We start from the raw sequence: 25,223 nt of genomic DNA, 5'->3' as shown, positions 1-25,223 counted from the left end.
GCTTTGCAAGGATTATTGATAAATTTTGGCCAAAATTTTTATCACTAAGGTTATGGAACTGGGATTATTATCCTGGAAGTGCATAACTACTGTAATATATAAAAAAAGGAGTTGTATAAGAATGCTGTCAGGTATAGTAAATTTGTTTAGTTTTAAAAGTATGGCAGTTAGGTTGGCTGTTTGGTTTTCAATTATACTATTATTGGTCTGTGCAAGTTTAGGATTTATCGCGTATAAAATGTCATCAGATATTTTAATTCACAACACTGAGGAGGTACTGCCCAAGTATGCAGGGGACGCTGCAGAGATTATTGCAGAAAGACTAAATTCCCACCTTTCTTTTCTAGAGGCAATAGCAAATAGAAGAATTGTAACAGATGATACCCCATTGGAAGAGAAATTGGACATTTTACATAGGGAAGCCAACAGGGCAGGGTATGAAGTTTTTGGAATAATAGATAAAGATGGCAGCAACCAGAGAACAGATGGTGGCATTACTGATGTCAGCACTAGAGATTATTTTATAAAAGCAATGCAGGGAATACCTAATGTTTCAGATGTTTTGATCAGCAGGGCTACTGGTGAACCCATAATCGTGTTTGCTGTTCCAATTGTGAGAAACAATCAAGTGGAAGGTGTGTTAATTGGTATAAGAGATGGAAATGAATTAAGTAATATCACTAATAGAATAAATTTCGGTCACAATGGCTATGCATTCATGGTTAATGGTGATGGATCAATCATTGCACATCCAAATTCAGAATTAGTGCTAAGCCAATATAACGTTATTGAAGATGCTAAGGAAAACCCTGCAGTTAAGGAATTAGCAGATATAGTAGAAACTAAATTGACCACTGGAGAAAAAGGTGTTGCCCAGTATTTTTTAGATGGGGATAATCAGTATATGGGTTATGCACAGGTTCCAGGCACTACTTGGTCTGTGGCAGTTGAAGCACCTAGCAGTGAAATATTTGCAAATATCGTAGAATTAAACAGAATCATTCTTATTGCAACACTTGTTATTGTAGCTATAGGAATTGTCATTGCACTAATTATAAGCCGTCAGATTGCAGCGCCAATAATTCTTGGAGTTAAACATTCGGAAACTGTTGCAAAGGGTGATTTAATTGCGGAGCTTCCAAGAACTCTCATAGAAAGAAAGGATGAGATCGGAAGGCTGGCAAAAGCTTTAAATACTATGACAGCTAACCTTCGAGAACTTGTTAAGGGTGTTTCTAATACTGTAGAACATACCTTGACTTCATCCCAGGAATTAGCTGCCATCTCTGAGGAATCTACCAGTGCTGCTGATCAAGTTGCCAGTGCAGCCCAAGACGTAAGTAGTAGTGCTGAACAGCAGTTAAAAATAGTACAGGATACATCTGCCACCATTGAGGAGATGTCTGCGGGAATCCAGAGTATTGCTGGTAATTCTAATGAAGTTGCCGAGCTCAGCAGCAAAACTGTTGATGCTACCTTAAGAGGTAAAAAAGCCATAGAGGATACAATAAATCAGCTTCAGGTAATAGGTAGCGGCTCGGAAAACTCAGTAAAATCAATGTTGGAATTAGAAAGCAGTTCAGCAAAAATAGGTGAAATAGTTAATGTTATAAATGGTATAGCAGATCAAACAAATCTTCTAGCATTAAATGCTGCCATTGAGGCGGCAAGGGCAGGGGAAGCTGGAAGGGGTTTTTCTGTAGTGGCTGAAGAAGTACGAAAGCTGGCAGAACAGTCTACAGAGGCTACCAAGCAGATAGTTGCCATTATCAAAGAAAATCAAAATAATATTAAGGTCGCAAGTGAAGAAGCGAGGCAGGGTTCAATTGGTGTACAAAATGGGATTAAAGTTGCTGAAAATACTGGCTTAATCTTCGAAGAAATTGTTGGCCTTACAGATAAAATGTCTGAACAGATTCAAAACATATCTGCATCTATAGAGCAGATGGCTAGCGGCAGCCAAGAGGTTGTAACAGCAATAGGACAGATAGAAGCCTCCAGTAATAATGTAACGGATCAGATCCAATCTATTTCATCTGCGTCTGAAGAGCAATCCGCTTCAATGGAAGAAATCGCCTCTTCAAGTCAGAACCTGGCTAGGCTGGCACAGGATGTAAAGGAATTTGTGAAAAAGTTTAAGGTTTAAAGGAGCTCAGTATTGGTAAGTTGTAAAATTAAATGCCGTAGGGCATCAAAAATATAGACTCATGGTAAATCCAATGTATAATGTTAAGTGATCAAACAAAACATTGCAAAGGAGATACCATGAGCCAATATAATAATACCTTAGAAGCTAGAAAAAATAAACACCTTAGCCTAAGAGAAAGATACAGAATCGAAGATTTGCTAAGAGAAGGAATAGGGCCTCTTGAAATAGCTAATAGGCTAGGTAGAAACAAGCGAACCATTGAAAGAGAAATCTCAAAAGGAACAATAAAGCTTCAAAACAGCGATTTAACCTATCGGAAAGAATATTGTGCTGATGTGGGGCAACGGATTTATGATAAAAATGGGCAAAACAAAGGGCCTGGGCTCAAAATAGGCAATGACCACAAGCTAGTAGAGCACATTGAAAGGAAAATAATTAAAGACAAGTACTCACCGGATGCAGTTATTGGTGAAATCAAGGCAAAGGAACTGAAGTTTAAAACAAGCATATGCACAAAGACTTTATACAACTACATAGACCAGGGGATTTTCTTAAACATCACAAACAAAGATTTGCCTGTTAAGAAGGATAAGAAAAAAAGGTCCTACAGCAAGGTTAGAACCCACAGGAAGCTCAAAGGAACCAGCATAGAAGATAGACCCCCCGAGATAGAGACCAGAGAAGAATACGGTCACTGGGAGATGGACTGTGTGGTAGGAAAACGTGACGGTGGTGGACCTGTCCTGCTCGTATTAAGCGAGAGGCAGCGGCGGGAAGAAATCATTTTCAAAATACCCCAAAAGACTCAGGAATTCGTCAAAGAGAAGCTCGATTACCTCGAACTCCTGCATGGAGATGGGTTTAAAAAGAAATTTAAATCCATCACAGTGGACAACGGAAGCGAGTTTTTGGATTATGAGTCTTTAGAAAAATCACTCCTAAACCAGGAGAACAAACGGGTAACCGTATACTATGCTCATCCATACAGTTCTTGGGAGAGAGGAACCAATGAGAATATAAACAAACTGATACGTCGGTTTATCCCCAAAGGATCAAATATAGATGATTATACTGAGGAAGATATAAAAAGAATAGAGCACTGGATAAACAGCTATCCCCGGAGGATATTCGGTTATCGATCAGCAAACGATATGGCCGCTTAATGGATTAGCCTCCGAGTTTAAAGCAAGAGGCTGTGGATATGCCTCAGTTGTGGATTCTGATGGATAACTCTGAAGAGTTATCCACAGACTCCACAACTGCTTGGACAACGCAAAAGCAGCGTTGCCCACATACCCACAACCTCGACTACTAATTTTAATTATTATATTTAATTATATTTTAAATAAATAGGACAAAAAAGATACCCAAACATTATACTAATTACCATAAAATTCTAGGCATTTAATATTGCAATTTATAAAGGAGCTCAGTATTCACAAATTTACTTGACAAAATATATATATAATGCTAATATTTCTAGGTAAATATTTTATCCCATGACTATCAACGTTAAATCATCATTTGATTTATTTTGCACTATCAGAAAGTATAAGTTCCACAAGGTAGATAGTGGTCGGCTAAAACGCAGCGTCCTGCTGCATAGCCGACATTAGAGCGTCCTGTTCGTCATTCACAAAGACTAAGGCTTCCGCCAGCGTCAAAGACTTGGCGCAAGCCAAGTATTGTTTTATAATAATTGCGGGAATAACTCAGTGGTAGAGTGCAACCTTGCCAAGGTTGAAGTCGCGGGTTCGAATCCCGTTTCCCGCTCCAAAGTAGACTATTGCCTCGGTTTGTGGTATTATCCAAGCCGAGGTGTTAATATATTTAAGGCAAATTTACCCTTAATATGTTTACTTTGATAGTAGTTGTTTATAATATAATTATTCTAGATCATTGCTTTCATTGCATAAGGCAAAATGTATAAAAACTAAAGGAATAGAAGGTAGTGTTAACTAACGTATGAAAAACTATTGTTTTTAAAAAAACCAGGATACAGGACAAAAAAGTAGACCTAAGATTATACATGAAGGGTAAAAACAGACTAGAAAGCAGGAAAGAACCCTAGTCAACCTCATCAAAGAGCATAACAATGCAGGCACAATACCTGTCAAGGGGTCTAGCTTTGGGGAAAGCTTGACAGGTATTGCACCGCATGTTTAAGGATAATTAAGAGGTTGAAGGGTTAGTTTTAGGTGAATTATGCTAACTGCTTAGACAGAATAAGCTGTTGAGATAACTCAATCAACTTCTGCCATTTGGCAGGCATAGTAGGAATAGCTGCTAACTCTGGGATAGAGTTTAAAGGTTCCCAATAAGTGTAGGAATGTGGTCTTAAGAAGTTGTAATAGGCTACAAACAAGGCCACATGAGTATCAGAGCCTTCACCACTACCGTAGCCATTAGTAACCTGGTAGGAGAATTTAAAAGTCCTGTTAAGACGTTCAATAATCTGTTTAAGCCAACGATACTCTAAAGAAACAGGATCATCATTGGTAAGGCCAATTATTTGAATAAGAACAAAATCCATATCATTAAGCATAAACTGCTGCTGAGCAAGCTTATAAGCAGTATAACCATCAGCAGCAAATCTAAGAGCCATACCAGGGAACTCCTTAAACTTAGCAAAAGCCATGCGCATAGCCAGGATACAGGGACCTACATCTCTGGAGCTAGAAACACGATAACCTAAAATAGACTTTTTGAGGGCATCCATAACAAACCAGACATAATGCTTAATACCCTTAACCTTGATATAGGTTTCATCAGCAGCCAGATAGGTTGTAGGTTTGTAGTCATAACTATCAACAAAAGGCTGAACCAAAGCAGCAGCAGACTTAGCATACTTGCTTACAGTAACATGAGAAATTCTAACACCATGGATTTCCCAAAGAGCCCTGGCAGTAGCACGAGTAGAGAGTCCGAGGTTAACAAGATAAGTCATACAAAGCCCAAGAACATGAGGAGAAAAATCACGAAACCTAAGGCTAGCAGATCCTTTAGGCATAGTATTTAAATCCACTTCAAAAAAATTGGTAGTAAACTCACGGTAAATGTAGTGGAGCTTAAACTTATACGGATCCTTCTTGTACTCCTCCAGATCCTCAGGCGATAGTTTCTTAAGAGAATTAAGATAGAAAGAGCACTTTTTATTAACACACTTATGGATATTAAAACTCTTACGCTGTTTCTTTTTATCAAGGATACGGCCACAGTAAGGGCAAACCAAAGCACCAATCTTAAAATCACTTTTAACCTTGCTAAATCGCAAACCACAGACCTTGCACCAGAGCTGACCACGACCTCCAGTATTGTCGTAAAGATAAGTATGAGGAGCACCACAGCGGTGGCAAGTAACATCAGCTGATACAGGACTACCACCACGGGACTTTACAGGCTTAAGTTCCTTCCCGTGCTGGGACGAATACTCACGAAGTAACTGCTTGTAATCAAGCTTCTCCGGTTGCTTGATAAAAGGGAGCCTGTCCACAGTATGTTTACAATACTTTGGACTATAGATATCTTGCTTAGGGCCCTTTAAAGGAATATTTCTCACGATAAATAAAAGTAACTGACGAATTTGTTTAAGTAAAAATTGATTATATAGCAGTAAACCTGATATAATTGAGCTCACAATGACACACCCTTTCTTGGGATTTTTGTTTGGTGAGACACTCAATTATACCAAAAACAGGGGGGTCATTGTTTTTATTTACTAAAAAAACTTGAAACCCTTGATATATAAATGTTTTATTGTCTAGAGATTTAAAATAGGTTTACAAAACGGAATAGAATTAAGGGGGAACATAATGAAAACTAGTATTAAAGAAAAAGTAAACGGCAAAATCACACTAGAGGTTGAATTAGAGGCTGCAGAATTTCAAGTTGCAGTAAACAAGGCTGCCAAAAAGCTGGCAAATAAAGTTAACATACCTGGTTTTAGAAAGGGGAAGGTTCCCAAAACTGTTCTTGAGAAATTTATTGGAAACGAAGCCATATGTGCCGAGGCAGTTGATGATATCTTACCCAACACTTACATAAAAGCACTTGAGCAAGAAAAAATTGAACCAATTGATCAACCAAGCATAGATATGGTTCAGTTTGAAGAAGGGAAACCAATGGTATTTACAGCTGAAATACCAGTTAAGCCTGATGTGGAACTGGGAGAATACAAGGGCGTTGAAGTTGAGCATAAAAATGCAGTAGTAACTGAAAAAGAAGTGGAAAATTACCTTGGCACAATGCAGCAAAGACATGCTCAAATTGAAACTGTACCTGATAAGGCTTTAGAAGAAGGAGATACTGCAATTATAGATTTTGAAGGCTTCTTGGATGGAGAGCCTTTTGAGGGTGGCAAGGGAGAAAATTACAACCTACTAATTGGTTCAGGAACATTCATTCCTGGCTTTGAGGAACAATTAATTGGAATGCAGCCTGGAGATGAGAAGGAGATTGTAGTAACTTTCCCGGAGGATTATCAAAGTGAAAGCTTAAAGGGAAAAGAGGTAGCCTTTAAGGTCAAGCTTAATGAAGTCAAAATAAAGAAATTAATGCCTATTGATGACGAATTTGCAAAAGATATCAGCGAATTTGAAACCTTAGAGGAATTAAAGCAGGATGTGGAGAATAGATTAAAAAAGATTGCTGAACAGGAAAATGAGCAGCAGCTTCGAAATAAAGTATTAGGCAAGGTAGCCGAACGCTGTGAGGTGGAGGTTCCAAATATTTTAATTGACAGAAAAATTGATGATTTAATTAAAGAAATGGAATTTCGTATTAGACAGCAGGGATTAACTTTGGAAAACTATCTAAAGTTTACTAATAGTAGTATGGAGCAATTAAGGGAACAGTATAAAGAAAGTGCTTCAACCAGTGTTAAAGTGGACTTGATTTTAGAAGCTATTGCCAAGGCAGAAAACATTGAGGTTACTGATGAAGAGCTAGATCAGGAAATTGAAAAGATTGCAGAGCAGAATAATCAGCCGCCTGATCAGATTAAGCAGTACTTATTGGTGCAGGGAAGATTTGATTCCTTTAAAGAAAGCCTAACTTTTGATAAGGCTGTTAGATTCCTTTTAGAACATGCAAAGGTTATAGAGCCCCAGGCTGGAGAAGCTAAAGCTGAAGAAACCAATAAAGAAGAAATTAAAGAAGAAATTAAAGAAGAAATTAATAAGAAAGAGTAACCTAATTGATGTTTAATAATAAAAATACAATTAACAGGAAAGTTGGTGTATTACTATGTCTGTGCTTGTACCAATGGTAGTTGAACATACTAACAGAGGAGAAAGGGCTTATGACATATATTCCAGGTTGCTCAAAGATAGAATTATATTTTTGGGCAGTGAAATAAATGATTATGTAGCCAACCTGGTTATAGCTCAATTGCTTTTTTTAGAAGCAGAAGATCCAGAAAAGGACATACACCTTTATATTAATAGTCCTGGTGGATCCATTACTTCTGGAATGGCTATTTTTGATACAATGACATATATTAAACCAGATGTACAAACAATCTGTGTTGGTTTAGCAGCCAGCATGGGTGCTTTTCTACTTGCGGCAGGAACAAAAGGAAAAAGATTTGCTTTGGCAAATAGTGAAATAATGATTCATCAGCCCTTGGGAGGAACCCAAGGTCAGGCAGTTGACATTGAGATTCATGCTAAAAGAATTATTAGGATAAGACAAAGACTAAATAGCATACTGGCTGACATTACTAAAAAATCAATAGAACAAATTGAAAAAGATACAGATAGAGACTATTTTATGACTGCTGAAGAGGCAAGGGATTATGGTATAATAGATAAGGTAATGACAACAAGGGATTTGACGGGGAAGAAATAGTGAGCTCTTAAAAGGCGTGCTAAAAAGTTGGTGAGGTGAAATAATGTATAAGTACACCGATGACAAAGGGCAATTGAAATGTTCATTTTGTGGTAAACTACAGGATCAAGTTAAAAAACTTGTAGCCGGACCTGGGGTATATATTTGCGATGAGTGCATTGAACTATGTAACGAGATCATCGAAGAGGAGCTTAGCGAAGAGCTGGGTTTAGAGATGGGCGATGTTCCTAAGCCAAAAGAGATTAAGGAAATACTTGATCAATATGTAATTGGACAGGAAAGAGCAAAAAAGTCCCTGGCTGTAGCTGTATACAATCACTACAAGCGAATTAATATGGGGATGAAAATTGATGATGTTGAGTTGCAAAAAAGCAACATTGTAATGCTTGGTCCAACTGGTAGTGGTAAAACTCTTTTAGCTCAAACATTGGCTAAAATATTAAATGTGCCCTTTGCCATTGCAGATGCAACTTCCTTAACAGAAGCAGGTTATGTTGGAGAAGACGTAGAAAATATTTTGTTGAAGCTAATACAGGCGGCGGATTATGATGTTGAAAAAGCAGAAAAGGGAATTGTATACATTGATGAAATTGATAAAATAGCTCGCAAATCTGAGAACCCATCTATAACAAGGGATGTTTCTGGTGAAGGTGTTCAACAAGCCCTGTTGAAAATTTTAGAGGGTACAGTAGCTAGCGTACCTCCTCAAGGCGGTAGAAAGCATCCTCATCAAGAATTTATTCAGCTTGATACTACCAATATTCTCTTTATTTGTGGTGGAGCTTTTGATGGAGTTGACAAAATTATTGGCAACAGAATTGGCAAAAAGGGAATTGGTTTTGGCTCAGAAGTAAAGGGTAAAAAGGATAAGAATATAGGGGAGATATTAAACAGCATTCTACCCATTGACTTATTAAAATTTGGCTTAATACCTGAATTTGTGGGCAGATTGCCTGTGATTGTTACCCTAGAAGCGTTAGATGAACAGGCCCTTGTACGGATTCTTACTGAGCCTAGAAACGCTCTGGTCAAGCAGTACCAAAAGCTCTTTGAAATGGACTCTGTTAACTTGGAGTTTGAAAAAGAAGCTTTGGAAGCTATAGCCAAGGAAGCCATTAAGAGAGAGACAGGTGCGAGAGGCTTAAAGGCCATACTAGAGAATATCATGTTGGATGTAATGTACGATATCCCGTCTAAGAAGGATATTAAGCATTGTACCGTGACTAAAGCAGTTGTAGACGGCAAGAAGGCGCCCATATTAACATTAGAGAAAAAGGAAGAAACAGCATAATATAAAAAATAAAAAAAGAAGGTTCTCACATCAAGTTGAGAGCCTTTTTGTTTGCTAGACTACAAAACCTGTTTATCTATTCGGATAAAAAACATCCCATTGGCAATAATATTTAAATAACAGGACTTATGCAGTTGATGGAAAATAACACCAAAGCATAATCCAAAAATATTTTCAAAATGCAACCAGATAATCCCAAAAACACTTGACAATTGCAAAATGTCCCCATAATCGAAATGGATGGTATTATTTACCATACCCTAACGATATGGGTGATGCAAATGAAAAAACTCTGTAAACCAACTTTCAAAGAGAAGGATCACGGTCAAGGTGCCGGGATTCCAGTACTTAAGACCATCTGGGATTTGTTTGATCTTTCTTTGCTCTTTTCTCAAACAGGAATCCGTAAGCACTCCGGGGTTCCAACATGGCTTTTGGCTTTTGCCTACATCTGTGGTCTGGTAAGTAATGCGAGCTCTGCAAACCAAAATGCTAAGTTTTCAGCGGATGCCCCTTTCTTAAAACAGCTTCTTTCCGGGCAATTAATCTCGCAGAGTGCTTTTAGCCGGTTCCTGTCTAAGCCTTTTCAGTGGCTTCAGTTCTCTATTGGTAGAATTTCTAGACTGCAGGAACGTACAGAGACCCGGTTGACCGACGGTGATATAATTGCCTTAGACGATACTAAAATTGAACATCCTTATGGTAAAAAAATCCCCTTTCTCTGTTGGCTTTTTGATAGTTCAGATAAGCGACATGTATGGTGCATTAATCTTGTATCGACTCTAGCTGTCTTAAAAAACGGCCTTGAATATCCTATGTTGTGGCGTTTCTGGGTTAAAAAAGACCAGGATAATGAAAAACAAACCAAACTCAATCTTGCTATAGAGATGTTAAAAGAGCTACGTCAATTTAACAACGCTAGACTATGGGTTGCCATGGACCGCTGGTTTTTATGCAAGAAGTTTTTAACTTGGCTTATGGATAACAATTTTGATTGGGTTACCAAGGCTAAACGCAACACAGTATTATTTAGGAAAATCTATGACCCTGTTCTAGGTAAGGAGCGCTTTGTCAAACTTAATGCTAAACAATTACTGCAAGAGATTTATCCTAAAATTAGGGTTATTGGCAAAAACTCAGTTCTTAGTATTCCCGATATTTACATCAAAGTGCCTTATGAGACACTGACCCGCAAAGGAAAACCTATTACCAGACAACGATTTTTACTCGTTGCTGCAATTGGGGCCACTTATGGGGAACAGGTGGTTGGGAAACTTGTGGTTCTTCCAGAAGAAGAATACCAGGTGGCAACCTTTAAAGGTACGTATCTCCTGCTAAGCAATCGAGCAGATGCACCAGAAGAAGCAGCTAAGGCCTATACTAAACGATGGAAAATTGAAGTTTTTTATCGTACAGCTAAGCAGAACCTAGGATTAACTTCATGTTATGCTCAATCGGAACCAGCTCACTTCGCACATGTGGAACTATTGTTTACGGCGCAAACTCTTCTTTGTTTTGCTACTTGGGAATGCAATAAAGAAGGCGTCGAACAAGCCCCATCCCTCTGCGAAGTGGTAAGGTACTTTTTCAACGCCGGTTGTCGGATCCACTGTCACAATCAGCTGATCCAAGTCTATTTTGACATAGCAACCGAGCGCTTTGCAAGGATTATTGATAAATTTTGGCCAAAATTTTTATCACTAAGGTTATGGAACTGGGATTATTATCCTGGAAGTGCATAACTACTGTAAATAAGGGAAGATAAAAGTTTTATTGGGAAAAGGAGTTGTTTTGCAGCCATGTATCCATATGGAACAGGATTGGGAAGTATACTGGGTTTTGTACAAATATTTTTTGCCATTGTTATAGGGCTCTATTTCTGGAATCTCTTGAAGAATCAACAGGGTAATAAAATTGCTGTAGAAAGAGAATCAAAAAAGGAGCTGGAAAAACTCCAAAAAATGCGTAGGGTATCCCTAAGTCTCCCACTTTCAGAAAAAACCAGGCCTACCTGTTTTACTGAAATTATTGGCCAGGAAGAGGGACTTAAGGCTTTAAAAGCAGCCTTATGCGGACCTAATCCCCAGCATGTGATTATCTACGGGCCACCCGGTGTAGGAAAAACTGCCGCGGCAAGACTGGTGCTGGAGGAGGCAAAAAAATCTGCGGATTCGCCTTTTAATAGTGACGCAAAATTTATAGAGATTGACGGGGCTACTGCAAGATTTGATGAGCGGGGAATAGCAGACCCTCTAATAGGGTCAGTTCACGACCCAATATACCAGGGCGCCGGCGCCATGGGCATGGCGGGAATTCCTCAACCCAAGCAGGGTGCAGTTACCAAGGCCCACGGTGGAATGCTCTTTATAGATGAAATAGGGGAATTACATTCTATTCAAATAAATAAGCTTCTTAAGGTACTGGAGGATAGAAGGGTCATTTTAGAAAGTGCTTATTATAGCTCTGAAGACAATAACATACCTAGCCATATCCATGATATATTCCAAAATGGTCTGCCGGCAGATTTTCGCATGGTTGGAGCCACCACTAGACTGCCAAATGAAATTCCACCGGCAATAAGGTCAAGATGTATGGAAGTTTTTTTTAGGCCTTTATTAAGCAATGAAATAGAGAAAATAGCCGGTAATGCAGCCAAAAAAATAGGTTTTGAGATAGAACAAAATGCAATTAGGGTAGTTGCCCGATACGCTACTAATGGTCGTGATGCTGTAAACATAATACAAATAGCTGCTGGCTTGGCTCTTGGTGAAGGACGCAAGAAAATTTTCTGCTCAGATGTAGAATGGGTTGTAAATAGTGGACAATATTCGCCAAGACCAGATAAGAAAGTGCACCCCAAGCCCCAGGTTGGACTTGTTAACGGTCTTGCTGTTTGCGGGCCTAGTGTTGGAATGCTGTTGGAGCTAGAGGTAAGTGTTTTACAAGCAGAAAAGGGACAGGGTAAGGTCATAGTTACAGGTGTAGTGGAAGAAGAAGAAATGGGTTCCATTGATGGTAAGAAGCTCCGTAGAAAAAGTATGGCTAAAGACTCTGTTGAAAATGTTTTAACAGTACTTAGAAAAAATCTTGATGTAGATCCCTATAATTATAATATTCATGTAAACTTTCCTGGAGGTGTACCCATAGATGGTCCATCTGCCGGAGTAACAATAGCTACGGCAGTATATTCAGCTATAAAGGACCTTCCGGTAGATAATAAGGTTGCCATGACTGGAGAAGTATCAATAAGAGGCTTTGTTAAGCCTGTGGGTGGAATTGTAGCTAAAGTAGAGGCTGCTCGTCATGGAGGGGCTCAAACAGTAATTATACCAAAGGATAATTGGCAGGAGATGTTTAGCCTTCTAGATGACATAGAGGTGAGACCTGTAGAAACCCTTGAGGAAGTATTAGAAATAGCTATTCCACAGGCAAATCTACAAAAATCCCATGACGCCGCACCAAAGGTAGAGGTGCTGTCAGCCTCCCAAATGTAATTTAAGCTTTATGCATTATTAATCCAACAAAGGAAACCTTTGCAGGAAATATTAATATCATGTAGAATAACACTAGGATTGTTTTCCCTGGGTATTTAAATCTAACTGTTATATATTTTGACCATTTATTTACTTGAAGTCACCAGGAGGTGTTCATATGAAAATTAAAGCATCTAATGTAAGAAAAGGCATTCCATTACTTCCATTAAGAGGGGTCTTAGTATTTCCATATATGGTTATCCATTTAGATGTTGGCAGGGAAAAGTCAATCAGTGCAATTGATGAGGCAATGCTGACAGATAGAGAAATCTTATTGGTAATGCAAAAGGATGCCCAGACTGATGAACCTGCAGTTGAAGATATTTATCATACCGGGACTATTGCTGAAATAAAACAGTTGTTGAAGCTGCCTGGTGGTACAATTAGAGTGCTAGTTGAAGGAAAAGCAAGAGCAAGAATAATTAATTTCATAGAAAATGAAGATTATCTGCAGGTTGATGCAGAAGAATATCCTGAGGAAACTACTATAAACCCTGAGGTTGAAGCCTTAATGAGAACCTTGGTGGACAAGTTTGAGAACTATGTAAAGGTCAGCAAAAAAATACCACCCGAAGCTGTAGTATCAGTTGTTACTGTGGATGAGCCTAATAGGCTAGCAGATGTAGTAGCAGCTCATTTAACCCTAAAACCCAATGACAAGCAGCTGGTATTAGAAAAACTTGTTATTACTGACCGACTAGAGTTTTTGTGTGAAATTATTACCAAAGAGATGGAAATCCTTGAACTTGAACGAAAAATCAACATGCGTGTAAGAAAACAAATGGAAAAAACCCAAAAAGAGTATTATTTAAGGGAACAAATGAAAGCTATTCAAAAAGAACTTGGGGAAAAGGATGATTTAAAAGCCGAAACAGAAGAGCTAAAAGAGAAGATAGAAAAGGCACGCATGCCAAAAGAAGCCAAGGAAAAGGCATTAAAGGAATTAGACCGTTTGGAAAAAATGCCTCCAATGGTTGCAGAGGCGACAGTTGTAAGAAACTATCTTGACTGGATGCTGTCAATTCCATGGCATAAACAAACCAAGGACAGACTTGATATTAACAGGGCTCAGGCAATACTTGATGAAGACCATTATGGACTTGAAAAGGTCAAGGATCGTATTATTGAATATCTTGCTATTAGACAGCTTGCCAAAAAGATGAAGGGACCTATAATATGCTTTGTTGGTCCACCTGGGGTTGGAAAGACATCATTAGCAAAGTCTATTGCCAGGGCCTTACAGAGAAACTTTGTAAGAATGTCCTTGGGGGGTGTAAGGGACGAAGCTGAAATAAGGGGGCATAGGAGAACCTATGTAGGAGCCATGCCAGGCAGAATAGTCCAGGGTATGAAGCAGGCAGGTACAAAGAATCCTGTATTCTTATTGGATGAAATTGATAAGATGAGCATGGATTTTAGAGGAGATCCATCTGCTGCACTTTTAGAAGTATTAGATCCTGAACAGAATAGTACTTTTAGTGATCATTACATAGAGGCTGCCTATGATCTATCCAAGGTAATGTTTATTACAACGGCCAATGTTCAGTATAATATACCTAGACCTTTATTGGACAGAATGGAAATTATTTACATTTCAGGCTATACTGAAGAAGAAAAACATAAAATAGCAAGTATTTACCTGCTGCCAAAGCAGTTAAAAGAGCATGGTTTAACTGAACAGCAGTTGGACATATCCGAAAATGGTCTGCGTAGAGTCATTAGAGAGTATACAAGAGAAGCAGGTGTAAGGAATTTAGAAAGAGAAATTGCCACCATATGCCGCAAAACTGCCAGAGATATTGTTGCCAAAAAAGAGGAAAGTGTTAAGGTAACTGCTCAAAATGTTGAAAAGTATCTTGGGGTTCCACGGTACAGATATGGGATAGCCGAAAAGGAAAGTGAAGTAGGAGTATCTACTGGTTTAGCATGGACAGAAACAGGGGGAGATGTTTTATTTGTTGAAACTACCCTGTATAAAGGAAAGGGTAATTTAATGCTAACTGGTAAATTAGGGGATGTTATGAAAGAATCAGCATACGCTGCCTTTAGCTATATTAAGTCTAGAGCTGAGAAGCTGGGTCTTGATCCTACGCAGTTTGAAAGTCAAGATATTCATATTCATGTTCCTGAAGGTGCAATTCCCAAGGATGGGCCTTCAGCAGGTATTACAATTGCAACTGCAATGGCATCTACATTATCAAACAAGCCTGTGCTAAAGGATTTGGCAATGACAGGGGAAATAACCCTTAGAGGTAGGGTACTCCCTGTGGGAGGAATAAAAGAGAAGGTTATAGCTGCCCATAGAGCAGGAATTCGAAAAGTGGTTCTTCCTAAAGAAAATGAAAAAAATCTTGAGGATGTACCTCAATCAGTTAAGAGAAGGATGGATTTTCACTTGGTGGGACATATGGACGAAGTCCTATCCCTTGCTCTATTAGAAGCATCAACAGAAAAAGCAGCTAAAGAGGGAGAAAATGAAGGTAAATAGTGCTAGTTATATAGGAAGTGCTGTAAAAAAGGAACAGTATCCTTTAGGTGAAAAACCGGAGGTTGCATTTGTAGGAAGATCTAATGTAGGTAAGTCATCCCTTATTAATACTCTGGTGAACAGGAAGGGACTTGTAAAGACCAGCGGAAAACCTGGCAAAACCCGTACCATTAATTTCTTTGATGTAAATGGTGAACTTAATATGGTTGACCTTCCAGGGTATGGATATGCTGCTGTATCTGGAGGTATTAAAGAACAGTGGGCGGGATTTATAGAGGAGTACTTAAAGAAAAGGGAAGAATTAAGGCTGGTTATACAGCTTATAGACATTCGTCATGAGCCTACAGTCCTTGATGTGCAAATGCATTCATGGCTGCAGAGCTCTGGAATATCCTATTTGCTGGTTGCCACAAAAGCTGATAAAATAGCCAGGGGAAAGTGGGCAAAACATTTAAGTGATATAAAGAAAAAACTGTTACTGCCAACTAACTTCAAGATTATACCCTTTTCATCAGCAAATGGTGAAGGAAAGGCAGATGTATGGAAGGTCATAATGGATCATATAAAAACTCCGTGATTTCAACGGAGTTTTTGCTTTCTTTTTATTACAATAAGGTTTCTATCATCACTTGGTGCTTCCTGACTAACAGCTTCAATATATTTAATAATGGAATTAATTGTATCATTGGCACTTAAATCCTTTAATTCCTCAAGCTTGGCATAAAGTTTTTCAATTGAAAGCTGCTGGTCCCTTGCAATGTTAATCTCAAAAAAACCATCTGTAAACATGCTAAGCTTACCTCCTACAGGGAAGGAAGCAACAGCTTCTTCATAATGAATGTCTTTGAAGATGCCTATGGGCAGGGTGGTGGTTTTGTTAAGGATGTGGCTGGCAGAATCACTCTGTAAAATTGGTTCAGGGTGCCCACCATTTACTATTCGTATTTTCCAGTTTTTAGTATCAATAATCAAATATAAGGCTGTAATAAAACTGTCACTATCTGTAAGAGAGAAAAAGTCCATCAGTCCATAGTTTAATGATTTAATTAATCCCTTGGGTGAGTTCCACAAGTGTTTATTCTGAAAAAGTCTGTCCTTTAACACCATGCTTTTCATTGCGGCAGAAACACCATGTCCGGAAATATCTGCCATAAAAATGCCAAGATTATGCTCATCTATTTCCATAAAATAATAAAAATCACCACCAATTTCAATGCTGGGCTCATAAAAAACAGCAATGTCTAATGAAGCCATATCTGGAACAGATTGTGGAAGGAGGCTTTCCTGTAAATATTTTGCCATGGCAAGCTCTTCCTTTAACAACTTAAAATGATTTTCCAGGTCATCATAGAGTGATTTTGTAAGAAGCAGAGACTTAACCCTTGTAATAAGCTCAATTCTATCCACAGGCTTGGTGAGAAAATCATCTGCGCCTACTTCTATTCCCTTGATTTTATTCTCCTTATCGTTTAATGCTGTAATTAGTATGACCGGTAAAAACCTGGTTTCTGGATTGTTTTTTATTGTTGCACAAACATCAAAACCATTTATTTCAGGCATCATTATGTCTAATAGGACTAAATCAGGCCTGTGCTTTGAAACCTTTTCTAAAGCCTGAGAACCGTTAACTGCGCTGATAAGCTCATAATTCTCATTGGCAGCTGTCAAAAAGGCCTCTAATAGACTTAGATTCATTGTATCGTCATCAACTATTAGTATTTTATTTTTCTTAGGAAGCTTTTTCATGTATCAACTCCTCCCTGGACTTTGTGATTAACTTCCTGTGTCTCCCCTTTAAATTCAACTAGCAGAATACCCATGAGCATAAGAACAGCACCTAGGAGGTGTCTGGTGGTAAAAATCTCTTCCAGAAGCATATAGGCAAATAAAGCAGCAAAAACAGGCTCAGTGGTTATAATAATAATGGTTCGTGTGGGTGTGGTAAATTTTTGGGCCCAGGTTTGTATCATGAATGCCAGACATGTAGCAGGAATTGCACAAACAAGCAAGGCTATTATTATTGCTGAGGTCATGGTTACTGATGGGGTTTCCAGTGTAAGTGAGCATATTAGGCTTAAAAAGGCTACAACAAAAATTTGCATGGCTACCAACGGTATAGTATCAAACTGCGGAGAATATTTTCCCAGGAGTAGGATATAGACTGCAAAACAAATAGCGCCAAACAATGTTATTATGTCTCCAATGTTATAGGTTAAGGTACTGTCCACAGAAAGAAAGAATAAGCCTGCGGCTGCCAATATCGCTCCAGCTATGCTGTACATACCCGGCAGTTTTTTTGTAAATATTGTAGCAAAAAGAGGCACAAAAACTACTGCCAGACCTGTAATAAATCCAGAATTAGATGCAGTTGTATACTGCAGACCTATTGTTTGAGAGCTATAGCCAAGAAATAGAAAAAAACCTATTATTGTACCAATTTTTAGTAAAGGCCCGTCAAACTTGATTTTGTAGAAGATACATATAATAATCATGAAGATTCCTGCAATCAAAAATCGATAAGCATTAAATGTAAATGGTTGAATATCATCAAGAGCATTTTTTACCACTACAAAAGTCAAACCCCATATTGCTGCTACAACTAACAAAAGAAAATCTGCTTTTACCTGTCTAGTAATTACCATTTAAACGCTCCTTTTTACATGTTAACCTAGGTTCAATTTTTTCATATAGTTATTTAAAAAGTCAAGAAAAAGAATTATTATATATCCTCCATGGGCATAAAATTTATTAAATCATTTTGACAGCCAATAATTTTCACACTAACAGAGGAGGGATCCCCTTGTGTAAAAGGATAAAGCTTAGCCTTATTATTATGTGGATGGCCACTATTATTTTCGGTACTTTAATTTTACTGCTCCAACTGCCCCTTGAGGAAGGATACATTCATTTAGCTGCATGGAATAATGTCCTGTGGAGTATTTTACTAGTAGGGTTGGGTGTTTTAGGATATATTTTGGGAGATTGGAAGAACCTGCCCATGTATGCCAGTACAGCTTTATTATATCAACTACCTTTTGCTCTATTGTATTTAATTTTTGGCGTAATGCCCTTAGAAATTGGAACTGATTTTTTAACCAAAACTTTTTTGGGGATAGGGGCTGGAGTTTGTGGTTCTAATCTAAAGAGGCTTAATATTATAGAAAAAAGAAGCGAGAAGCTCAAAAAGAAATACTCAGTAAAAATATAATTAAAAAATAATATATGTTACAATAAATAAAGTAATTGAGCATAGGTGGTGAACACATGAAAATAGTAGATTCTTTGCTGCAGGGTAACGTTAGAGCCCTAGCTAAGGCCATAACTGCTGTTGAAAACGGTCTGCCCGAAGCAGAAGAAATTTTAACTGCTTTGTTTCCCTATACAGGGAAGGCTCATGTTATAGGAGTTACAGGGTCTCCCGGTGCCGGCAAAAGCTCCATGGTGGATTGTATGATAGCATACTACAGAAAATTGGGGAAAACTGTAGGTGTTGTTGCTGTGGATCCAACAAGCCCCTTTACTGGTGGTGCCCTTCTAGGAGACAGGATTAGAATGCAGGAGCATTTCTTGGATGATGATGTTTTCATAAGAAGTATGGGTAGTAGAGGTGGTTTGGGAGGCCTGTCTCAGGGTGCAAAAAATGCTGTAAGGCTTCTAGATGCCTTTGGCAAGGATATTGTAATTGTTGAAACTGTTGGTGTGGGACAATCTGAAGTGGAGATAATGAATGTAGCTCAAACAACCCTTGTAGTCCTTACTCCCAATGCAGGGGATACTATACAGGTACTAAAAGCCGGAGTTATGGAAATAGCTGATATTTTTGTAATAAACAAGTCAGACTTAGATGGTGCACATACAGTCAAAATAGAAGTAGAGGCATTTCTGCACCTTAAAGAAAAGCTTAAAGACAAAGATGAGTGGGATATTCCTGTTATGCCAGTTGTATCAATTAAAAATCAAGGCATTGACAGCTTATGTACCAGTATAGAAAAACATAAAGCCCATCTATTTAGTACCGACAAATGGCTAGAAGAGCAAAAGCTAAGATTGAGTAGAGAAGTTCAGGACATGGCGGCCCTAAAAATTAGAGAACATATTTTCAATGAACTTAAAAATAATGCCCAATGGGAACAATTACTGGACAAGCTCTACAGTAAATCCTTGGGTCCCTATGAGGTAGTAGACTATATTCTTGACAATTTTTTTAATTCTGTATATGATAACAGATATAAATAAAGAGTAGAAATTTGTCAATGATAGGGAGTAGTATTTATTTTTTAAGCTTCTACAGAGAATTGGTCCTCTGGCTGAAAGACCATGAAGCTAGTAATAAAGAAGTCACCCTGGAGACTAAATACTGAAATCAGTAAGTATTTTCGGGTCAGTCCGTTATCGCTGGGTAAGTGTCATTTAATATGAAATTAAGGTGGTACCGCGAAGCTTTCGTCCTTAAAAGAGGATGAAGGCTTTTTTTGGCACCTTTTACATACCTGGTGTTTACTAGAATTACTTAAAAGAGCTTTGAAAATAGGAGGAAGATTTAATGCAAAAAACACTAGATACTAAATATGATCCTAAACAGGTTGAGGAGAAATGGTATACCCATTGGGAGCAAAGTGGGTATTTTCATCAGGAACCCCAAAAAGATAAAGACCCATACTGTATAGTAATGCCCCCTCCAAATGTCACAGGCTCTTTACACCTGGGCCATGCTCTCAATAATACACTGCAGGACATCCTAATAAGGTTTAAAAGAATGCAGGGCTATAATACTCTCTGGCTCCCTGGAACTGATCATGCAGGTATTGCCACCCAGGCCAGGGTTGAAGAGCATATTTCCAAGGAAGGTTTGGACAAGTATCAGTTAGGCAGGGAAAGATTCCTGGAAAGGGTATGGGATTGGAAGCATGAATATGGAAATACAATTACTAGACAATTAAGGCTGTTGGGTGCTTCCTGTGATTGGCAGAGAGAAAGGTTTACAATGGATGATGGATGCTCAAAGGCAGTTCTGGAGGTTTTTGTACGCCTTTATGAGAAGGACTTGATATATAAGGGTAACTATATTGTAAATTGGTGTCCTAAATGCAAGACTACAATTTCAGATATTGAGGTTGAGCATAAGGATTTACAGGGAAAGATATATCATATTGCCTATCCCTTTGCCGATGGCAGTGGGCATGTGGTGGTTGCAACAACTAGACCTGAAACAATGCTTGGGGATACTGCTGTAGCAGTTCATCCAGAGGATGAACGTTATAGTGCTTATATTGGCAAAAATGTAATCCTACCGCTGATGAATAGGGAGATTCCAATTGTTGCAGATACCTATGTAGATCCTGCATTTGGTTCGGGTGCTGTGAAAATAACTCCAGCCCATGACCCAAATGACTTTGAAGTAGCCTTAAGACATGACTTGCCCCATGTTGTTGTCATAGGCAAGGACGCATTAATGACTGAGGAAGCAGGCCCCTATAAGGGAATGGATAGATATGATTGTAGAAAGCAGATAGTTGAAGACCTGGCTAAAGAAGGGTACCTAATTAACATTGAAGAGCATGAGCATGCAGTAGGTCAATGCTATCGTTGTGATACTGTTATAGAACCCCTGGTATCCCCTCAATGGTTTGTAAAAATGAAGCCTTTAGCCGAGCCGGCAATGGAAGCTGCCAGAGCTGGCCAGGTGAAATTTGTGCCAGAGAGGTTTACCAAGATCTATCTTGGATGGCTGGAAAACATTCGTGACTGGTGTATCTCTAGGCAGCTGTGGTGGGGACATAGAATTCCAGTATGGTACTGTGATGAGTGCGGCAAGGAAATATGCAGCCGTACAGAACCTGCAAGCTGTGGTGATTGTGGTGGAAGCCTAACCCAGGATCCAGATGTGCTGGATACGTGGTTTAGTTCAGCCTTGTGGCCCTTTTCAACACTAGGATGGCCTGAAGCCACTGAGGATTTAAAGCATTTCTATCCCACAAGTGTACTGGTTACTGGAAGAGACATTATTTTCTTTTGGGTGGCCAGGATGCTGTTTATGGGAATCGAGTTCATGGAGGAAGTGCCCTTTGATGATGTTTTTATACATGGTCTAGTATTGGACAGTCAAGGCAGAAAAATGAGTAAAAGTCTAGGCAATGGTGTTGATCCAATAGAGGTTATAGACAAATATGGTGCAGACACCCTCAGGTTTATGCTTATAACTGGAAACACTCCCGGAAATGATTTAAGATTTCATTTTGAAAGACTAGACGGGGCAAGAAATTTTGCTAATAAGATCTGGAATGCCTCTAGATTTGCCCTGATGAACCTGGAAGACTATGACCCAAAGCAGACTAACGGCAGCAGTAACTACACCCTTGCAGACAAGTGGATTTTAACTCGTTATCAGGAAATAGTAAATAGGGTAACTGAGTCCATGGAAAAATATGAATTAGGGGAAGCCGGCAGGAATATTTATGAGTTTATCTGGAATGAGCTATGTGATTGGTATATAGAAATAGTTAAGCCCCGATTATTTGGAAAAGCTAGTATTGAGAGCAAAAGGACTGCCCAGGAGGTCTTGAATAAAACATTATCAGGTGCAATACAGCTGCTCCATCCCTTAATGCCCTTTATTACAGAAGAAATCTGGAATCACCTTCCCGGCAAGGATGGTAGTATTATGCTGTCAGACTGGCCAGAGGTTAGAGATGTTAATGACAAGTCAGATGTTGCAAAAATGCAGCTGTTAATGGAAATTATCAGGGGAATTAGAAATATACGCAATGAGATGAACGTACCTCCTGGCAAAAAGGCAGAAGCTATGATACTTATTAAATCTCCTGAGGCCAGGGCTGCCCTTGAGGGTAACCTGTCATACATTGAAACCCTTGCAGGGGCTGCTCCAATAAACATAATGGATAATGTGGAAGAAAAGCCCCAGAAAGCTGCTGCAGTTGTTGCCTATGAAGTGGAAGTATATGTACCCCTGGAAGGCTTAATTGATATACATGTTGAAATAAAACGCCTGGAAAAGGAAATGGCGAATATCAGCAAGGATTTGGAAAGGGTTACTAAAAAGCTTGGCAACGGGGAATTCCTGAGCAAGGCTCCAGATGAGGTAATAAATAAGGAAAGGGATAAGGAAAAAGAACTTACAGCAAAATATCAAGGTCTTAAGGAAAGACTATCAATATTTCAGCGAGGATAGGAGAGTTTGATACTAGATGAATTATCAGGAAGCTCTTGATTATTTGAGGAATTTAACTACATTTGGCATGAATTTTGGCCTTGATCGGATTAAAAAACTCATGGAGCTGCTTGGAGACCCTCACAAGAACTTAAAGGTTGTCCATATAGGTGGTACAAATGGTAAAGGGTCTACGGCTTCCATGTTAAGTGCAGTTCTCGCTGAAAGTGGATATAAGGTGGGCTTGTTCACCTCGCCACATATCCACTCATATAGGGAAAGATTTAGAATAAATGGAGAAATGATAAGCCGTCATGAAGTAACTGCTTTAATTACCATGATAAAGCCTCTCTTAGAAAAAATGGTTGAAGAAGGTTACGAGCATCCAACAGAGTTTGAAGTAAATACTGCAATGGCGTTTCAGTATTTTTACCAGGAGAATGTGGATATACTAGTGTTAGAGGTAGGTCTGGGTGGTGAAATAGATTCTACAAATGTCATAGATAATCCATTATTATCAATTATTACAAATGTGGCAATGGACCATATGGATTATCTTGGTGATACAATTAAAGAAATTGCCACGGTAAAGTCTGGAATTATTAAAAAAAACAGACCCATCATTACTGGTTCAGACAAACCAGAGGCTCTGGAAGCTATTGAAAAAAGAAGTAAACTATGTGTCAGCCCATTGTATATACTTGGCAGGGATTTTAATTACCAAACAGATGCTTTAAGCAAAAAAGGCTCCATTTTTTCTGTTGCAGGATTAAAGGCTAGCTATGGAAAAATTAATCTGCCCTTGCTTGGAGAGCATCAGGGTAAAAACCTTGCCTTAGCTGTAAGTGCAGTAGAACTGCTGCAGGAGATGGGATATTCCAAAATTACCAAAGCTTCAATATTTGCAGGCTTAAAAAAGGTTGTCTGGAATGCGCGCCTGGAAATATTTAGGCAGGAGCCGCTGATAATAATAGATGTAGCTCACAATGTGGATGGAATAATTACCTTAAAGGAAGCTGTAAAGAGTATTTTTCCAGAATATAAGTTAACCCTGGTAATAGGAATGCTTGCTGACAAGGAAAGAGAAAAGGTAGTTGAAATAATAGCGCCTTTAGCAGAGAAAATAGTAGTAACTAAGCCTTTAAGTCCACGGGCCGGAAACTGGGAAGAGTTAAAGATATTAGCACAAAAGTATTGCCCCGAGGTCTTATTGGAACCCAATATAGGATCTGCACTAGAATTGGCGTTAAGTAGCATCCACCCAGCTCAGGAGGAAATGATTATTGTTACAGGATCTTTTTATATGGTTAGCGAGGCTAGAAAATGGCTGCAGGAAAATGTATAAAACTTGTACCTTAGTGCACAAACATCTGATATAATAAATGTGACAGATGGTACAAATAGAAAAATGGCTGTAAAAAAGGGGGGCATGTTGGCCGCATGAAAGCTTTAAAAATACCAGAAGCAACAGTAAGTAGATTGTCAGTTTATTCTCGATTTTTATTTCAAATTGACAAAAAGGGCATTATTACTATATCCTCAGGTGATATTGCTCAAGGAGTTGGGGTTAGTCCAGCCCAGGTTAGAAAGGATCTGGCTTATTTTGGGGAGTTTGGCACAAGGGGTGTAGGTTACAACGTAAAGGATTTGCATAATAATATTCTAAAAATCCTAGGACTTAATAAACGGTGGAAGGTTGTCCTGGTAGGTGCAGGCAATCTTGGGTCAGCACTATGCATCTATGGTGGTTTCAAAGAAAGGGGATTCGATATAGTAGGCATTTTTGATAATAATCCCAAAAAGGTTGGCTTTAAAGTAAATGATTTAGAAATCATGCCCATGGATGCATTGCCAGAAGTAATAAAAGAAAATCAAGTTAAGATAGGCATTATTACAGTACCTAGTGAATATGCACAAGATGTTGCAAACCTTCTTATTGAAAATAATGTAACTACCCTATTAAACTTTGCACCAAAGGTTCTTTCTGTGCCAAGGGGTGTTATTGTAAGAACTGTTGATCTATCAGTCAACCTGGAAATACTAACCTTTAATATTACTAATCAGAAAAGGTAAGAAGAATAAAAGGGGAAACACCCCTTTTTTTTGACCATTTTTTATACCATTTTTTAGAATATTATGCAGGATGGTGACATTTTATGGCGAAATTAATATTAGCTTCAGCCTCCCCAAGAAGACGAGAGCTGCTCAGACAAATAGGAGTAAGCTTTGAGATTTTTCCAAGTGAGGTTGATGAAAATATATCTATTAATGACCCAATGGAATATGTAGAGGATTTGTCTTATAAGAAGGCGTTATGGGTAGCAGAGAGGGTATCAAAGGGAGTTATTCTAGCTGCTGATACAATAGTAGTTCATAAGGGGGAGATTCTAGGTAAACCAACGGGGTGGAAAGATGCAAGAGCCATGTTAGAAAAACTAAGTGGAGATACCCATGATGTGATAACTGGAATCGTATTACTTGATATGGAAGGAACGAAAAAACAGGTTTTAGACCACTGCATTACTAAGGTTCAATTTAAGGAGCTGACAAAAGAAACTATTGATAATTATGTTGCCACCGGTGAGCCCATGGACAAGGCTGGTTCATATGCAATTCAAGGTTACGGGGCAGTGTTAGTTGAAGAAATCCAGGGTGATTACTTTAACGTTGTGGGTTTGCCTATATCCAAACTGGTAGATTACCTGCCAGTATTTAATATTAAGGTTTTTGGGGGTTGATCTTTAGTG

General features: G+C 38.7%; 18 protein-coding genes, 1 tRNA gene and 1 other annotated feature. Of the genes, 16 read left to right on the top strand and 3 right to left on the bottom strand.

Annotated elements, in window-relative coordinates:
- The first annotated feature begins 121 nt into the window (after positions 1 to 121).
- From K364_RS0108495 to K364_RS0108485, 3 genes are all read left to right on the top strand, one after another.
- Positions 122 to 2,146 carry a methyl-accepting chemotaxis protein gene (locus K364_RS0108495; RefSeq protein WP_028307681.1) on the top strand — a complete coding sequence of 675 codons (2,025 nt, stop codon included), beginning with the start codon at positions 122 to 124 and terminating at the stop codon, positions 2,144 to 2,146.
- A 119-nt stretch (positions 2,147 to 2,265) separates the two neighbouring features.
- Positions 2,266 to 3,312, top strand: coding sequence for an IS30 family transposase (locus tag K364_RS0108490; protein ID WP_028307680.1), 1,047 nt, complete (start codon positions 2,266 to 2,268; stop codon positions 3,310 to 3,312).
- Between the two features lie 538 nt (positions 3,313 to 3,850).
- Positions 3,851 to 3,925: transfer RNA gene (locus K364_RS0108485), tRNA-Gly, on the top strand.
- 427 nt (positions 3,926 to 4,352) lie between these two features.
- On the opposite strand, the gene K364_RS0108480 is transcribed toward K364_RS0108485, so the two are convergent.
- Entirely contained in the window at positions 4,353 to 5,786 is a 1,434-nt protein-coding gene (locus K364_RS0108480; RefSeq protein ID WP_028307679.1) for a DDE-type integrase/transposase/recombinase, read from the bottom strand.
- A 175-nt stretch (positions 5,787 to 5,961) separates the two neighbouring features.
- On the opposite strand from K364_RS0108480, the gene tig reads away from it, so the two are divergent.
- From tig to yihA, 7 genes are all read left to right on the top strand, one after another.
- Positions 5,962 to 7,338, top strand: coding sequence for a trigger factor (tig, locus tag K364_RS23305; protein ID WP_084295615.1), 1,377 nt, complete (start codon positions 5,962 to 5,964; stop codon positions 7,336 to 7,338).
- A 55-nt stretch (positions 7,339 to 7,393) separates the two neighbouring features.
- Positions 7,394 to 7,996 (top strand): ATP-dependent Clp endopeptidase proteolytic subunit ClpP, encoded by a 603-nt coding sequence (gene clpP / locus K364_RS0108470; RefSeq protein ID WP_028307678.1) that lies wholly within the window; start codon positions 7,394 to 7,396, stop codon positions 7,994 to 7,996.
- A 43-nt stretch (positions 7,997 to 8,039) separates the two neighbouring features.
- Positions 8,040 to 9,287, top strand: a complete 1,248-nt coding sequence (gene clpX, locus K364_RS0108465; protein ID WP_028307677.1) for an ATP-dependent Clp protease ATP-binding subunit ClpX — start codon at positions 8,040 to 8,042, stop codon at positions 9,285 to 9,287.
- A 281-nt stretch (positions 9,288 to 9,568) separates the two neighbouring features.
- Complete coding sequence (locus tag K364_RS0108455) at positions 9,569 to 11,029, top strand: transposase (protein ID WP_242841672.1); 1,461 nt, start codon at positions 9,569 to 9,571, stop codon at positions 11,027 to 11,029.
- A 57-nt stretch (positions 11,030 to 11,086) separates the two neighbouring features.
- Positions 11,087 to 12,781: an ATP-dependent protease LonB gene (gene lonB / locus K364_RS0108450; RefSeq protein WP_028307675.1), complete on the top strand. Its 1,695-nt coding sequence runs from the start codon at positions 11,087 to 11,089 to the stop codon at positions 12,779 to 12,781.
- Between the two features lie 157 nt (positions 12,782 to 12,938).
- Positions 12,939 to 15,308: an endopeptidase La gene (gene lon / locus K364_RS23300; RefSeq protein ID WP_051533888.1), complete on the top strand. Its 2,370-nt coding sequence runs from the start codon at positions 12,939 to 12,941 to the stop codon at positions 15,306 to 15,308.
- A complete protein-coding gene (gene yihA, locus K364_RS0108440; protein ID WP_028307674.1) occupies positions 15,295 to 15,885 on the top strand; it encodes a ribosome biogenesis GTP-binding protein YihA/YsxC in 591 nt (196 codons plus the stop codon). The genes lon and yihA overlap by 14 nt, the downstream gene beginning before the upstream one ends.
- A 2-nt stretch (positions 15,886 to 15,887) precedes the next feature.
- Here yihA and K364_RS0108435 read toward each other — a convergent pair whose 3' ends face one another.
- The gene (locus K364_RS0108435; RefSeq protein ID WP_028307673.1) at positions 15,888 to 17,054 is read right to left on the bottom strand and encodes a PP2C family protein-serine/threonine phosphatase; all 1,167 of its coding nucleotides are present in this window, start codon (positions 17,052 to 17,054) and stop codon (positions 15,888 to 15,890) included.
- Positions 17,051 to 17,950, bottom strand: coding sequence for a DMT family transporter (locus tag K364_RS0108430; RefSeq protein ID WP_028307672.1), 900 nt, complete (start codon positions 17,948 to 17,950; stop codon positions 17,051 to 17,053). The genes K364_RS0108435 and K364_RS0108430 overlap by 4 nt, the downstream gene beginning before the upstream one ends.
- 158 nt (positions 17,951 to 18,108) lie before the next feature.
- Here K364_RS0108430 and K364_RS23295 point away from each other — a divergent pair, with 158 nt between their 5' ends.
- The 6 genes from K364_RS23295 to K364_RS0108395 all read left to right on the top strand — a co-directional run bounded on the left by K364_RS23295 (position 18,109) and on the right by K364_RS0108395 (position 25,214).
- On the top strand, positions 18,109 to 18,516 hold the full coding sequence (locus K364_RS23295; RefSeq protein ID WP_035268420.1) for a hypothetical protein: 408 nt from the start codon (positions 18,109 to 18,111) through the stop codon (positions 18,514 to 18,516).
- Between the two features lie 56 nt (positions 18,517 to 18,572).
- Positions 18,573 to 19,544: a methylmalonyl Co-A mutase-associated GTPase MeaB gene (gene meaB / locus K364_RS0108420; protein WP_028307671.1), complete on the top strand. Its 972-nt coding sequence runs from the start codon at positions 18,573 to 18,575 to the stop codon at positions 19,542 to 19,544.
- An 8-nt stretch (positions 19,545 to 19,552) separates the two neighbouring features.
- Positions 19,553 to 19,762, top strand: a binding site (T-box leader).
- A gap of 89 nt (positions 19,763 to 19,851) precedes the next feature.
- Positions 19,852 to 22,497 (top strand): valine--tRNA ligase, encoded by a 2,646-nt coding sequence (locus K364_RS0108415; RefSeq protein WP_028307670.1) that lies wholly within the window; start codon positions 19,852 to 19,854, stop codon positions 22,495 to 22,497.
- A gap of 16 nt (positions 22,498 to 22,513) precedes the next feature.
- Positions 22,514 to 23,821, top strand: coding sequence for a bifunctional folylpolyglutamate synthase/dihydrofolate synthase (locus tag K364_RS0108410; RefSeq protein WP_028307669.1), 1,308 nt, complete (start codon positions 22,514 to 22,516; stop codon positions 23,819 to 23,821).
- Between the two features lie 95 nt (positions 23,822 to 23,916).
- Positions 23,917 to 24,549: a redox-sensing transcriptional repressor Rex gene (locus K364_RS0108400; RefSeq protein ID WP_028307668.1), complete on the top strand. Its 633-nt coding sequence runs from the start codon at positions 23,917 to 23,919 to the stop codon at positions 24,547 to 24,549.
- Between the two features lie 83 nt (positions 24,550 to 24,632).
- The gene (locus tag K364_RS0108395) at positions 24,633 to 25,214 is read left to right on the top strand and encodes a Maf family protein (protein WP_028307667.1); all 582 of its coding nucleotides are present in this window, start codon (positions 24,633 to 24,635) and stop codon (positions 25,212 to 25,214) included.
- The last annotated feature ends 9 nt before the right edge of the window (positions 25,215 to 25,223 follow it).

The organism is Desulfitibacter alkalitolerans DSM 16504 (assembly GCF_000620305.1).
GTDB classification, from domain to species: domain Bacteria; phylum Bacillota; class DSM-16504; order Desulfitibacterales; family Desulfitibacteraceae; genus Desulfitibacter; species Desulfitibacter alkalitolerans.
Note: the sequence above shows the minus strand (reverse complement) of the source record. Positions and strands in the feature narration are given on the sequence as shown.

Bases quoted from the DNA above. Each gene is read 5' to 3' on its own strand.
- K364_RS0108495 (WP_028307681.1), top strand. From the start codon at position 122: ATGCTGTCAGGTATAGTAAATTTGTTTAGTTTTAAAAGTATGGCAGTT.
- K364_RS0108490 (WP_028307680.1), top strand. From the start codon at position 2,266: ATGAGCCAATATAATAATACCTTAGAAGCTAGAAAAAATAAACACCTT.
- tig (WP_084295615.1), top strand. From the start codon at position 5,962: ATGAAAACTAGTATTAAAGAAAAAGTAAACGGCAAAATCACACTAGAG.
- clpP (WP_028307678.1), top strand. From the start codon at position 7,394: ATGTCTGTGCTTGTACCAATGGTAGTTGAACATACTAACAGAGGAGAA.
- clpX (WP_028307677.1), top strand. From the start codon at position 8,040: ATGTATAAGTACACCGATGACAAAGGGCAATTGAAATGTTCATTTTGT.
- K364_RS0108455 (WP_242841672.1), top strand. From the start codon at position 9,569: ATGAAAAAACTCTGTAAACCAACTTTCAAAGAGAAGGATCACGGTCAA.
- lonB (WP_028307675.1), top strand. From the start codon at position 11,087: ATGTATCCATATGGAACAGGATTGGGAAGTATACTGGGTTTTGTACAA.
- lon (WP_051533888.1), top strand. From the start codon at position 12,939: ATGAAAATTAAAGCATCTAATGTAAGAAAAGGCATTCCATTACTTCCA.
- yihA (WP_028307674.1), top strand. From the start codon at position 15,295: ATGAAGGTAAATAGTGCTAGTTATATAGGAAGTGCTGTAAAAAAGGAA.
- K364_RS0108435 (WP_028307673.1), bottom strand. From the start codon at position 17,054: ATGAAAAAGCTTCCTAAGAAAAATAAAATACTAATAGTTGATGACGAT.
- K364_RS0108430 (WP_028307672.1), bottom strand. From the start codon at position 17,950: ATGGTAATTACTAGACAGGTAAAAGCAGATTTTCTTTTGTTAGTTGTA.
- meaB (WP_028307671.1), top strand. From the start codon at position 18,573: ATGAAAATAGTAGATTCTTTGCTGCAGGGTAACGTTAGAGCCCTAGCT.
- K364_RS0108415 (WP_028307670.1), top strand. From the start codon at position 19,852: ATGCAAAAAACACTAGATACTAAATATGATCCTAAACAGGTTGAGGAG.
- K364_RS0108410 (WP_028307669.1), top strand. From the start codon at position 22,514: ATGAATTATCAGGAAGCTCTTGATTATTTGAGGAATTTAACTACATTT.
- K364_RS0108400 (WP_028307668.1), top strand. From the start codon at position 23,917: ATGAAAGCTTTAAAAATACCAGAAGCAACAGTAAGTAGATTGTCAGTT.
- K364_RS0108395 (WP_028307667.1), top strand. From the start codon at position 24,633: ATGGCGAAATTAATATTAGCTTCAGCCTCCCCAAGAAGACGAGAGCTG.